The organism is Pseudomonas fluorescens (assembly GCF_002837185.1).
Taxonomy (GTDB): Bacteria; Pseudomonadota; Gammaproteobacteria; order Pseudomonadales; family Pseudomonadaceae; genus Aquipseudomonas; species Aquipseudomonas fluorescens_AM.
Genome location: NZ_KZ477995.1, coordinates 36,715 through 48,692 on the forward strand (window position 1 = coordinate 36,715; position 11,978 = coordinate 48,692).

An 11,978-nucleotide genomic window follows, 5' to 3' on the forward strand; every position below is an offset into this window, starting at 1 on the left:
GAATTTCGAATTACGAGAAGTGAAACCACTACCATGATGCGCAGCCACTATTGCGGCCAATTGAACGAGACCCTGGAAGGTCAGGAAATCACCCTTTGCGGATGGGTTCACCGTCGCCGCGACCACGGCGGGGTGATCTTCCTCGATATCCGTGATCGTGATGGTCTGGCCCAGGTGGTGTTCGATCCCGACCGCGCCGAGAGCTTCGCTGCCGCCGACCGCGTGCGCAGCGAATACGTCGTGAAGATTACCGGCAAGGTGCGCCTGCGCCCGGCCGGTGCGGTGAACAAGAACATGGCGTCCGGCGGCATTGAAGTGCTGGGCTATGAGCTGGAAGTGCTGAACGAGTCGGAAACCCCGCCGTTCCCACTCAACGAATATTCCGACGTTGGCGAGGAAACTCGCCTGCGCTATCGCTTCCTGGACCTGCGTCGCCCGGAAATGGCCGAGAAGCTGCGTCTGCGCTCGCGCATGACTACCAGCATCCGCCGCTTCCTCGACGAGAACGGCTTCCTCGACGTCGAAACCCCGATCCTGACCCGCGCCACCCCGGAAGGCGCGCGTGACTACCTGGTGCCTAGCCGTACCCACCCAGGCAGTTTCTTCGCCCTGCCGCAATCGCCGCAATTGTTCAAGCAACTGCTGATGGTGGCCGGCTTCGACCGTTACTACCAGATCGCCAAATGCTTCCGTGACGAAGACCTGCGCGCCGACCGCCAGCCTGAATTCACCCAGATCGACATTGAGACCAGCTTCCTCAATGAAGAAGAGATCATGGGCCTCACCGAACAGATGATCCGCAACCTGTTCAAGGAAGTGCTGGACCTGGAATTCGGTGACTTCCCGCACATGACCTTCGAAGAAGCCATGCGCCGCTACGGTTCCGACAAGCCGGACCTGCGCAACCCGCTGGAACTGGTGGACGTGGCCGACCAGCTGAAAGAAGTCGACTTCAAGGTGTTCAGCGGCCCGGCCAATGACCCGAAATGCCGCATCGCCGCCCTGCGCGTGCCGGGCGGCGCGAGCATGCCGCGCAAGCAGATTGACGACTACACCAAGTTCGTCGGCATCTACGGTGCCAAGGGCCTGGCGTACATCAAGGTCAACGAGCGCGCCAACGGCGTTGACGGCCTGCAATCGCCGATCGTTAAAAACATTCCGCTGGACAACCTCAACGCGATCCTCGATCGCGTCGGTGCAGTCGATGGCGACATCGTGTTCTTCGGTGCCGACAAAGCCAAGATCGTCAGCGAGGCCCTGGGCGCGCTGCGCATCAAGCTCGGTCACGACCTGAGCCTGCTGACCTGCGAATGGGCGCCGATGTGGGTTGTCGACTTCCCGATGTTCGAAGAAAACGACGACGGCAGCTTCAGCGCCTTGCACCATCCGTTCACCGCGCCGAAGTGCTCCCCGGCCGAGCTGGAAGCCAACCCGGCCGGCGCGCTGTCCCGTGCCTATGACATGGTGCTCAACGGCACCGAGTTGGGTGGCGGTTCGATCCGTATCCACCGCAAAGAGATGCAGCAAGCGGTGTTCCGTCTGCTGGGCATCAACGAAGCGGAACAGGAAGAGAAGTTCGGCTTCCTGCTCGACGCGCTCAAATACGGTGCGCCGCCCCACGGTGGCCTGGCGTTCGGCCTGGACCGCCTGGTGATGCTGATGACCGGCGCCCAGTCGATCCGTGAAGTGATTGCGTTCCCGAAAACCCAGAGCGCCGCGGACGTCATGACCCAGGCCCCGGGTGTGGTGGATGCCAAGGCACTGCGCGAACTGCACATCCGTCTGCGCGAGACGCCGAAGGCTGAGTAAGGCTGCTGCGTGAAAGCGCGATAAGGTTGTAAGCAGTCAAAAAGGCGCATCTTCGGATGCGCCTTTGCGTTTGAAAGAGGGAAATCTCGCCGGCGGCGGGATTGATAGGTTTCTAGAGAATTTCGGAGTTGTGTTATGGCTGGCCATTCCAAGTGGGCGAACATCAAGCACCGCAAAGAGCGTCAGGATGCCAAGAAAGGCAAGATCTTCACCAAGTGGATTCGCGAACTGACCGTCGCCGCCCGCCAGGGTGGGGGTGACCCGGGTTCCAACCCGCGCCTGCGCCTGGCGCTGGACAAGGCGCTGGGCGCCAACATGAGCCGCGACATCATCGACCGCGCCGTGGCCCGTGGTGCCGGTGCGGCCGATACCGACGACATGGTCGAATTGACCTATGAAGGCTACGGCCCGGGCGGCGTGGCGGTGATGGTCGAATGCATGACCGACAACCGCAACCGTACCGCTGCAGCGGTGCGCCATGCCTTCAGCAAGTGCGGCGGCAACCTGGGGACCGACGGTTCGGTGGCCTACCTGTTCGAGCGCAAGGGGCAGATCACCTTTGCTCCGGGCACGGATGAAGACGCGCTGATGGAAGCGGCGATGGAGGCGGACGCCGACGACGTCGTCACCCACGAAGATGGCTCTATTGACGTATTCACCTCGTTCGCCAGCTTCTACTCAGTGCGCAATACCCTGGAAGCCGCAGGCTTCAAGGGCACCGATGCGGAAATCGTGATGCTGCCGACCACCAGCGCCGAACTTGACCTGGACGGTGCGCAGAAGGTGTTGAAGCTGCTGGACATGCTCGAAGACCTGGATGATGTGCAGAATGTGTATTCGAATGCCGACATCCCGGAATCCGTGGCTGAACAGCTAGGCTGAGAAAAATGTCGTTCAAAATGTGGGAGGGGGCTTGCCCCCGATGAGGGAGTGTCAGTAGGCACATTTGTGACTGACCCACCGCCATCGGGGGCAAGCCCCCTCCCACATTGGGTTCTCGGTGTATCAAAAAATATGTTTATTTAATCCGCAGGCGTTATGACTTTAATCCTAGGTATCGACCCCGGTTCGCGCATCACCGGTTTTGGCGTGGTGCAACAGACTCCGCGCGGCTGCGTATATGTCGCCTCGGGCTGCATCCGCACCGGCGCGGGGGAATTGGCCGAACGCCTGCAGATCGTCTATCGCGGGGTGCGGGAAGTCATCCAGACCTACGGTCCGGTGACCATGGGCATCGAAAAAGTCTTTATGGCCAAGAATGCCGATTCGGCGTTGAAGCTCGGCCAGGCGCGTGGTGCGGCCATCGTGGCGGGGGCCGAGGAGGGCATGGAAATCGCCGAATACACCGCGACCCAGGTCAAGCAGGCCGTCGTGGGTACGGGTGGGGCGAATAAAGAGCAGGTGCAGATGATGGTCATGCACATGCTCAAACTCACCTCAAAACCCCAGATCGACGCCTCCGACGCCCTGGCCATCGCCATTTGCCACGCCCACACCCGCTCCAGCCTGCTGCCCCATGGTTTGGGCGCGGCACGCAGTCGTGGCGGACGCCTGCGTCTCTGATAGCATCAGCGCAATCGTTATTTCCGGTCAGGCCTGCTCTGACCCCAAGCTTTAAGGATCTGAACCGTGATTGGACGCTTGCGCGGCACCCTGGCTGAGAAACAGCCGCCGCACCTGATTCTGGATGTGAATGGATTGGGTTATGAGCTTGAAGTGCCCATGACCACCTTGTACCGCTTGCCTTCGGTCGGCGAGCCGATAACCTTGCACACGCATTTAGTCGTGCGCGAAGACGCGCAACTGCTCTATGGTTTCATCGGCAAGCGCGACCGCGACTTCTTCCGCGAGCTGATTCGGCTTAACGGCGTCGGGCCGAAATTGGCCCTGGCATTGATGTCGAGCCTGGAAGTGGATGAACTGGTACGTGCCGTTTCAGCCCAGGACACCTCGGCCCTGACCAAGGTGCCGGGTGTGGGCAAGAAAACCGCCGAGCGCCTGCTGGTGGAACTCAAGGACCGTTTCAAGGCCTGGGAAGTGGTGCCGAGCATGTTCGCCCTGGTACCGAACCAGCCGGATATGCCGGCAGGCCAGGTCGCCAGTGCCGAAAGCGATGCGGTCAGTGCGTTGATCTCCCTGGGCTACAAGCCGCAGGAGGCCAGCAAGGCGGTATCGGCCATCAAGGACAAGAACCTGAGCAGTGAAGACATGATCCGCCGAGCCCTGAAGGGAATGATTTAAGTGATAGAAGCTGATCGTCTGATCGCGGCCACCGGTCCGCGCGACCGTGAAGAAGTCCAGGACCGCGCCATCCGCCCCCTGAGCCTGGCCGACTACATCGGCCAGCCCACCGTGCGCGAGCAGATGGAGCTGTTCATCCAGGCCGCACGCGGGCGCAGTGAGTCGCTGGATCACACGCTGATCTTCGGCCCGCCGGGCCTGGGTAAGACCACCCTGGCCAACATCATCGCCCAGGAAATGGGCGTGTCGATCAAGTCCACGTCCGGCCCGGTGCTGGAGCGCCCTGGCGACCTGGCCGCGTTGCTGACCAATCTGGAGCCTCACGACGTCCTGTTCATCGATGAGATCCACCGGCTGTCGCCGATCGTCGAGGAAGTGCTGTACCCGGCGATGGAGGACTTCCAGCTCGACATCATGATCGGTGAAGGCCCGGCGGCCCGTTCAATCAAGCTCGACCTGCCGCCGTTCACATTGGTGGGTGCCACGACCCGCGCGGGCATGTTGACCAACCCGCTGCGAGACCGTTTCGGCATCGTTCAACGTCTTGAGTTCTATAGCACGGCAGACCTTGCGACCATCGTCAGCCGTTCGGCGAGCATCCTTGGCCTGCCGCTGGACCCGGAAGGCGCGTTCGAAATCGCCCGGCGCGCCCGCGGTACACCACGGATCGCCAACCGCTTGCTGCGCCGTGTGCGCGATTTTGCCGAGGTGCGCGCCAAGGGGCATATCACCAAGGCGGTCGCGGACCTGGCCTTGAATCTGCTGGATGTGGACGAACATGGCTTCGATCATCAGGACCGGCGTCTGCTCCTGACCATGATCGAGAAGTTCGACGGCGGCCCGGTGGGCGTGGATAGCCTCGCTGCCGCCATCAGTGAAGAGCGTCACACCATCGAGGATGTGCTGGAGCCCTACCTGATCCAGCAGGGCTACATCATGCGCACGCCGCGGGGCAGGGTGGTGACGCGGCATGCCTATCTGCACTTTGGGCTAAACATCCCGTCACGATTGGGAGACATGCCTGTGGTAGACGAATTTCTCGATGCAGTGGACGATTAAAAAAATTGTAGGAGCGAGCTTGCTCGCGAAAAACGCCAACGATAACGCAGTGTGTCTGGTTATGCGCGGCGGCCTCAGGTCCTTCGCGAGCAAGCTCGCTCCTACAGGGTATTTGCCATGTGGGGTGATTTATCCGAGCTTTGTGCTGTCCCAGTGTCTGGTGTCGTCATTTGAGTCACTGAAGAAAGTTTCAGGAATGAAAAAACAGTTGTCCAGCCGGATTGGCAACCTGAGGAGTAAGCACTAGAGTATGCGCGCGCAAAACGGGGATCAGTCGTTCGCACATCGCTGTCGCGTTTATTACGAGGACACTGATGCCGGCGGCATCGTTTATTACGTCAATTACCTGAAATTCATGGAACGGGCTCGAACCGAGCGGCTCAGGGAGCTGGGCTTTGCCCAATCCACGCTGGCAGGGGAGGACCTGTTATTCGTCGTGCATTCCAGCGAGGCGCGTTACCACGCACCGGCGCGACTGGACGATGAGTTGCTGGTCAGCGCTGAAGTCGTCGAATTGAACCGTGCCAGCCTGCGATTCAAGCAGCAGGTCAGGCGGGCTACGGATGCAACGCTGCTCTGTGAGGGGCAGTTCCTGGTGGCGTGTGTACGCACCAACAGTTTGAAACCTCGGGCCATTCCCGAAACTCTACGTGCGGCCTTTGCTGCCGTGAGCGGCGCGGGTAAACAATCAAAGCAGGAGATTTAGCGTGGAACCTACCGTCGTCGACCATTCCTCGATGTGGAGCCTGGTCAGTAATGCCAGTGTCGTGGTGCAACTGGTCATGCTGACCCTGGTGGCCGCATCGGTTACCTCTTGGGTCATGATTTTTCAGCGCAGCAACTTGCTGCGTGCCGGTCGACGCGCCCTGGAGAGCTTCGAGGAGCGCTTCTGGTCGGGTATCGACCTGTCCAAGCTGTATCGCCAGGCCGGCAGCAACCCGGACCCGGATTCGGGCGTCGAGCAAATCTTCCGCGCCGGCTTCAAGGAGTTCTCGCGCCTGCGCCAGCAGCCGGGCGTTGATCCGGAAGCCGTGATGGAAGGCGTGGCCCGCGCCATGCGCGTGGCCATCTCCCGCGAAGAAGAGAAGCTGGAGCAAAGCCTGCCGTTCCTGGCGACCGTCGGCTCCGTCAGTCCGTACATCGGCCTGTTCGGTACCGTATGGGGCATCATGAACTCCTTCCGCGGTCTGGCCCAGGCCCAGCAGGCGACCCTGGCCACCGTGGCCCCGGGCATTGCCGAAGCCCTGATCGCCACCGCGATCGGCCTGTTCGCCGCTATCCCCGCAGTAATCGCCTACAACCGTTTTGCCGCCACCAGCGAAACCTTGATCGGCCGTTACTACACCTTCGCCGATGAATTCCAGGCGATCCTGCACCGTAAAGTGCACACCAGCGAAGAATAAGCAGGTAATTCCCAATGGCTTTAATCGCTCGAGCTCGCAAAAAGCGCAAGCCGGTCGCCGAGATGAACGTAGTGCCCTACATCGACGTGATGCTGGTGCTGCTGGTCATCTTCATGGTGACCGCGCCGATGCTCAACCAGGGCGTGAAGGTTGATCTGCCCAAGGTTTCCAGTGAAGCCTTGCCGCAGGACAACAACACTCAGGTCCTGACCATTTCGATCAAGGCTGACAAGACCTACTACTGGAACCTTGGCAGCGAAGTCGACACGCAGAAGCAGCAGGACAAGGCCTTGACCTTGCCAGCGATGACGGATGCCGTGACCAAGATCATTCGCTCCGGCAACGAAGGCGGCAAGCACACCCAGGTGTTCATCCGCGGTGACAAGTCGGTCGACTACGGTTCCGTCATGGGCGCCATGGGCGGGCTGCAGAAGGCCGGCGTGGGTAACGTTGGCTTGATTACCGAGGCACCCTGATGCAGCAACAGCGAGAGCCGTCCGCCTCGGAAAGCTACTTCTGGCCTGGCGTGTGGGCAATTGCCCTGCACGTGCTGGTGTTCGGCATGCTGTTCGTCAGCTTTGCCATGACCCCGGACCTGCCGCCAGCCAAGCCGATCGTGCAGGCGACCCTGTATCAGCTGAAATCGAAAAGTCAGGCCACCACCCAGACCAATCAGAAGATTGCGGGTGAGGCCCAGAAGTCGGCTGCGCGCCAGACCGAAGTCGAGCAGATGGAACAGAAGAAGGTCGAGCAGGAAGCGGTGAAGGCTGCTGCGGAACAAAAGAAAGAAGAGGCGGCTCAAAAGGCCGAGGAATCGAAAAAGGCTGACGAAGCCAAGAAAGCCGACGAAGCGAAAAAGGCTGATGAAGCCAAGAAAGCCGAGAAAGCCGCCGAAGCCAAAAAGGCCGAAGAGAAACAATTGGCTGATATAGCCAAGAAGAAGTCCGAAGAAGAAGCCAAGAAAGCTGCCGAAGAAGAGGCCAAGAAAAAGGCCGCTGAGGAAGCCAAGAAAAAGATCGTCGAAGACGCGAAGAAGAAAGCCGCCGAAGACGCCAAGAAAAAAGCAGAAGCAGACGAGGCGAAGAAGAAAGTCGCCGACGACGCGAAGAAGAAAGCTGCCGCCGACGCCTCCAAGAAAAAGGCCCAGGAAGCAGCCCGTAAATCCGCCGAAGAGAAAAAGGCCCAGGCCCTGGCAGATTTGCTTTCCGACACGCCGCAGCGTCAGCAAGCCTTGGCCGATGAACGTGGCGATGAAGTCGCGGGCAGTTTTGACGACCTGATCCGGGCGCGGGCAGCGGAAGGCTGGACACGTCCACCTTCGGCACGTAAAGGCATGACAGTAGTGCTGCAGATCGGCATGTTGCCGGACGGTACGGTGACTTCGGTCAGCGTGGCCAAGTCCAGTGGTGACGGTTCGTTCGACAGTTCGGCGGTTGCCGCAGTCAAGAATATTGGCCGGTTGACCGAGATGCAGGGAATGAAACCAAGCGACTTCGCTCCCTATCGTTCATTCAAGATGACATTCACACCTGAGGATCTAGCCTTGTGAGAAACCTTCTTCGAGGAATGCTTGTCGTTATTTGCTGTATGGCAGGGATAGCGGCGGCGGATGAAAAGAACATCCTGGTTACCAGCGGCAGCGATCGGGCCACCCCGATCGCGGTAGTACCGTTCGGCTGGCAGGGCGGCAGCGTGCTGCCGGATGACATGGCCCAGATCGTCAGCGACGACCTGCGCAATTCCGGCTACTACGCACCGATTCCAAAGGGCAACATGATCAGCCAGCCCAACCAGGCCAGCGAAGTCGTGTTCCGTGACTGGAAAGCGGTGGGCGCGCAGTACCTGATGGTCGGCAACATCACGCCGGCCGGCGGTCGCCTGCAAATCACCTACACCTTGTTCAACGTGGCCACCGAGCAGCAGGTCCTGACCGGCAACGTCTCCGGCACCGCTGAACAACTGCGTGACATGGCCCACTACATTTCGGACCAGTCGTTTGAAAAACTCACCGGTATCAAAGGGGCGTTCTCGACGCGCCTGTTGTATGTGACGGCTGAGCGTTTCTCTGTAGACAACACTCGCTACACCCTGCAGCGTTCGGACTACGACGGTGCGCGTGCAGTGACCTTGTTGCAGTCGCGTGAGCCGATCCTGTCGCCGCGCTTCGCGCCGGACGGCAAGCGTATTGCCTACGTATCGTTCGAACAGAAGCGTCCACGTATCTTCGTCCAGCACATCGATACGGGCCGTCGTGAGCAGATCACCAACTTCGAAGGCCTCAACGGTGCACCGGCCTGGTCGCCGGATGGTTCGCGCCTGGCATTCGTGCTGTCCAAGGACGGCAACCCGGATATCTACGTGATGAACATGGCCTCGCGTCAGCTCTCGCGTGTGACCAGCGGCCCAGGTATCAACACCGAACCGTTCTGGGGTAAAGATGGTTCGACCATCTATTTCACCTCTGACCGTGGCGGCAAGCCTCAGGTCTACAAGGCAAATGTGAACGGTGGCGGCGCGGAACGTGTGACCTTTATCGGTAACTACAACGCCAATCCCAAGCTTTCGGCCGATGAAAAGACGTTGGTAATGATTCACCGTCAGGATGGTTTCACTAATTTCCGGGTTGCGGCCCAGGATTTGCAGCGCGGAACCGTGAAAATCCTTACAGATACCAACCTTGATGAGTCAGCCACTGTTGCGCCCAACGGCACCATGGTAATCTACGCCACCCGCCAGCAGGGCCGGGGAGTCTTGATGCTCGTGTCCATCAACGGACGCGTAAGGCTCCCGCTTCCTACCGCACAAGGCGAAGTCAGAGAACCATCCTGGTCCCCTTACCTGAACTGACGCGGCGCTACAAAAAGAAGTACTTAACACACTGGGGTTCATTAGGAGTTTCACGATGGAAATGCTGAAGTTTGGTAAGTTTGCTGCTCTGGCTCTGGCTCTGTCCGTAGCCGTTGGTTGCTCCTCTAAAGGCGGCGACAATGCCGGTGAAGGCGCAGCTGTTGATCCAAACGCTGGTTACGGCGCTAACACTGGTGCAGTCGACGGCTCCCTGAGCGAAGAAGCTGCTCTGCGCGCGATCACCACTTTCTACTTCGAATACGACAGTTCGGACCTGAAGCCAGAAGCCATGCGCGCTCTGGACGTTCACGCCAAGGACCTGAAAGCTAACGGCGCTCGCGTTGTTCTGGAAGGTAACACTGACGCCCGTGGTACTCGTGAGTACAACATGGCTCTGGGCGAGCGTCGTGCGAAAGCCGTTCAGCGCTACCTGGTACTGCAAGGTGTTGCTCCAGGCCAACTGGAACTGGTTTCCTACGGTAAAGAGCGTCCAGTTGCAACTGGCAACGACGAGCAGTCGTGGGCTCAGAACCGTCGCGTCGAACTGCGTAAGTAATTCGTCATGCGAACGTGCCGTCGTGCTCTGACTGTATTGGCTCTCAGCCTCGCACCGCTTGCGGTGTGGGCTGCGGTTCCTGTAACGGATAGCAACTCTGGCTATAACAATAGCGGCAGCAGTTATCCGCCAGCGGGTTATGGCACGAACGGCGCCTATGCTGGGGGGGCGGCTACGGCCGCGCCCTCGGCACAGGGCGAGCTGTTCAACCAGCTGCAACGCATGCAGGATCAATTGGCCCAGCAACAAGGCGCCATTGAAGTTCTGCAGAATCAAGTGAATCAACTCAAGCAAGAAGGCCTGGAACGTTACCAGGATCTTGATCGACGTATTGGAGCCGGTGTTGCACCTGCCGCTACTCCTGATAATTCTTCTGCCGGTGGCGCGCCCAGTGCCGCTGCCGGTGGTGCTGCTGCCGGTGGCGCAGTAGCGGGGGCCGCAGCGGCTGCCCCTGCCGCGAGCAGCGAACCGGGCGATCCGGCGAAGGAAAAACTGTATTACGATGCAGCCTTCGACCTGATCAAGGCCAAGGACTTCGATAAGGCCAGCCAGGCCTTTACCGCGTTCCTGCGCAAGTACCCCAATAGTCAGTACGCGGGCAATGCCCAGTACTGGTTGGGTGAGGTCAACCTGACAAAAGGTGATTTGCAGGGGGCGGGCCAGGCGTTTGCCAAGGTCAGCCAGCTGTACCCCAAGCATTCCAAGGTGCCGGACTCGCTGTATAAACTGGCTGACGTAGAACGCCGCCTGGGTCATACCGACAAGGTCAAAGGCATTCTGCAGCAGGTGGTTGCCCAGTATCCGGGCTCCTCCGCCGCGCAGCTGGCCCAGCGGGATCTGCAACGCTTGTAGGCAATGCAGCCCGTTTAGAAGAAACCCGCGCCTGGCGCGGGTTTTTTCGTTAGAATCCACGCCCTTTTATGACACACGCTTCCTGGGGTTGACGCGTTGGCGCGATCCCTTGAAGTGCCTGACGGAGGCGGACAGCCTGTTTAGCTGTTACGCCCGTGGCGACTATGCAAGACACATTACGTATTACCGAAGTTTTTTACTCGTTGCAGGGTGAAACGCGCACTGCCGGCCTGCCTACCGTATTCGTACGACTCACTGGCTGCCCCTTGCGTTGTCAATACTGTGACAGCGCCTATGCCTTCAGCGGCGGCACCCTACGCACCCTGGATGACATCCTGGAGCAGGTTGCCGGTTACCGGCCGCGCTACGTCTGTTTGACGGGCGGCGAGCCATTGGCGCAACCCAATGCCATCCCCTTGCTTAAACAGCTGTGTGACGCAGGCTACGAGGTGTCGCTGGAAACCAGCGGCGCCTTGGATATCTCTGCGGTAGATCCGCGTGTCAGCCGAGTGGTCGATCTAAAGACCCCTGACTCCAAGGAAGCCCACCGCAATCGCTACGAGAACATGGACTTGCTGACGGCTAACGATCAGGTCAAGTTCGTCATCTGCTCTCGTAATGATTATGACTGGGCGACTTCCAAGCTGATCCAGTATGGGCTTGAACGTCGAGCAGGGGAGGTGCTGTTCTCCCCGAGTCATCACGACCTCAACGCGCGCGAGCTTGCGGACTGGGTAGTGGCGGATAACCTGCCGGTGCGTCTGCAATTGCAGTTGCACAAATACCTGTGGAACGACGAACCAGGTCGCTGATGCGGCTGATGAGAAGGCTGTGGAAGGCCTTCAAACCGCGCCATTTTTAGCTTCAATGCGTTATTTCTGATTTTTTTCAAATAAGGTGTTGAATAATCCTTAGAAATCAGTATTATACGCGCCACCACACAGCGGGTCGTTAGCTCAGTTGGTAGAGCAGTTGGCTTTTAACCAATTGGTCGTAGGTTCGAATCCCACACGACCCACCATTTTTGGCGGTTTAGAAAATCCGGAAGGCCCACGCAAGTGAGGATTTCCGGGTTTTTTTTTGCCTGTCATTCCGCATCGCCAAATCGACACGCATTGCGCCGTGATCGGTTCATCTCGCTGGTTAGCCCATACACATTCCTGAACGGCAGAACGCTGGGGAACATTGCGCTCAATACGCGTGCCGATGTG

Annotated in this window: 13 protein-coding genes and 1 tRNA gene; all 14 read left to right on the forward strand. The window is 59.3% G+C overall.

Translation table 11 applies throughout. From position 1 onward, the window contains the following. The first annotated feature begins 33 nt into the window (after positions 1–33). The 14 genes from aspS (at position 34) to CIB54_RS12605 (ending at position 11,788) form a co-directional block, all read left to right on the forward strand. Positions 34–1,809 carry an aspartate--tRNA ligase gene (aspS, locus tag CIB54_RS12535; RefSeq protein ID WP_101219936.1) on the forward strand — a complete coding sequence of 592 codons (1,776 nt, stop codon included), beginning with the start codon at positions 34–36 and terminating at the stop codon, positions 1,807–1,809. A gap of 135 nt (positions 1,810–1,944) precedes the next feature. Then, a complete protein-coding gene (locus CIB54_RS12540) occupies positions 1,945–2,691 on the forward strand; it encodes a YebC/PmpR family DNA-binding transcriptional regulator (RefSeq protein WP_065949331.1) in 747 nt (248 codons plus the stop codon). Positions 2,692–2,847: 156 nt separating this feature from the next. Next, the gene (gene ruvC, locus CIB54_RS12545; protein ID WP_019821257.1) at positions 2,848–3,372 is read left to right on the forward strand and encodes a crossover junction endodeoxyribonuclease RuvC; all 525 of its coding nucleotides are present in this window, start codon (positions 2,848–2,850) and stop codon (positions 3,370–3,372) included. Positions 3,373–3,438: 66 nt separating this feature from the next. Then, positions 3,439–4,050: a Holliday junction branch migration protein RuvA gene (ruvA, locus tag CIB54_RS12550; protein ID WP_003175802.1), complete on the forward strand. Its 612-nt coding sequence runs from the start codon at positions 3,439–3,441 to the stop codon at positions 4,048–4,050. Then, positions 4,051–5,109 (forward strand): Holliday junction branch migration DNA helicase RuvB, encoded by a 1,059-nt coding sequence (gene ruvB, locus CIB54_RS12555; protein ID WP_065949332.1) that lies wholly within the window; start codon positions 4,051–4,053, stop codon positions 5,107–5,109. A 250-nt stretch (positions 5,110–5,359) separates the two neighbouring features. Further along, positions 5,360–5,815 (forward strand): tol-pal system-associated acyl-CoA thioesterase, encoded by a 456-nt coding sequence (gene ybgC, locus CIB54_RS12565; protein ID WP_065949333.1) that lies wholly within the window; start codon positions 5,360–5,362, stop codon positions 5,813–5,815. Position 5,816: 1 nt separating this feature from the next. Continuing rightward, a complete protein-coding gene (gene tolQ, locus CIB54_RS12570; RefSeq protein WP_015885609.1) occupies positions 5,817–6,512 on the forward strand; it encodes a protein TolQ in 696 nt (231 codons plus the stop codon). A gap of 23 nt (positions 6,513–6,535) precedes the next feature. Beyond that, complete coding sequence (gene tolR, locus CIB54_RS12575; RefSeq protein ID WP_161793227.1) at positions 6,536–6,988, forward strand: protein TolR; 453 nt, start codon at positions 6,536–6,538, stop codon at positions 6,986–6,988. After that, positions 6,988–8,061, forward strand: a complete 1,074-nt coding sequence (gene tolA, locus CIB54_RS12580) for a cell envelope integrity protein TolA (protein ID WP_034115767.1) — start codon at positions 6,988–6,990, stop codon at positions 8,059–8,061. The genes tolR and tolA overlap by 1 nt, the downstream gene beginning before the upstream one ends. A 17-nt stretch (positions 8,062–8,078) precedes the next feature. Beyond that, a complete protein-coding gene (gene tolB, locus CIB54_RS12585; protein WP_065887603.1) occupies positions 8,079–9,359 on the forward strand; it encodes a Tol-Pal system beta propeller repeat protein TolB in 1,281 nt (426 codons plus the stop codon). A gap of 55 nt (positions 9,360–9,414) precedes the next feature. After that, complete coding sequence (gene pal / locus CIB54_RS12590) at positions 9,415–9,915, forward strand: peptidoglycan-associated lipoprotein Pal (protein WP_003193861.1); 501 nt, start codon at positions 9,415–9,417, stop codon at positions 9,913–9,915. A 6-nt stretch (positions 9,916–9,921) separates the two neighbouring features. Beyond that, complete coding sequence (gene ybgF, locus CIB54_RS12595; RefSeq protein WP_065949334.1) at positions 9,922–10,767, forward strand: tol-pal system protein YbgF; 846 nt, start codon at positions 9,922–9,924, stop codon at positions 10,765–10,767. 164 nt (positions 10,768–10,931) lie between these two features. After that, a complete protein-coding gene (gene queE, locus CIB54_RS12600) occupies positions 10,932–11,579 on the forward strand; it encodes a 7-carboxy-7-deazaguanine synthase QueE (RefSeq protein WP_101219938.1) in 648 nt (215 codons plus the stop codon). A 133-nt stretch (positions 11,580–11,712) separates the two neighbouring features. Then, positions 11,713–11,788 (forward strand) — tRNA-Lys (locus tag CIB54_RS12605). The last annotated feature ends 190 nt before the right edge of the window (positions 11,789–11,978 follow it).

Coding starts and splice junctions, on each gene's coding strand:
- tolA (WP_034115767.1), top strand. CDS start 6,988: ATGCAGCAACAGCGAGAGCCGTCCGCCTCGGAAAGCTACTTCTGGCCT.
- aspS (WP_101219936.1), top strand. CDS start 34: ATGATGCGCAGCCACTATTGCGGCCAATTGAACGAGACCCTGGAAGGT.
- ybgC (WP_065949333.1), top strand. CDS start 5,360: ATGCGCGCGCAAAACGGGGATCAGTCGTTCGCACATCGCTGTCGCGTT.
- CIB54_RS12540 (WP_065949331.1), top strand. CDS start 1,945: ATGGCTGGCCATTCCAAGTGGGCGAACATCAAGCACCGCAAAGAGCGT.
- pal (WP_003193861.1), top strand. CDS start 9,415: ATGGAAATGCTGAAGTTTGGTAAGTTTGCTGCTCTGGCTCTGGCTCTG.
- ybgF (WP_065949334.1), top strand. CDS start 9,922: ATGCGAACGTGCCGTCGTGCTCTGACTGTATTGGCTCTCAGCCTCGCA.
- tolB (WP_065887603.1), top strand. CDS start 8,079: ATGCTTGTCGTTATTTGCTGTATGGCAGGGATAGCGGCGGCGGATGAA.
- ruvC (WP_019821257.1), top strand. CDS start 2,848: ATGACTTTAATCCTAGGTATCGACCCCGGTTCGCGCATCACCGGTTTT.
- queE (WP_101219938.1), top strand. CDS start 10,932: ATGCAAGACACATTACGTATTACCGAAGTTTTTTACTCGTTGCAGGGT.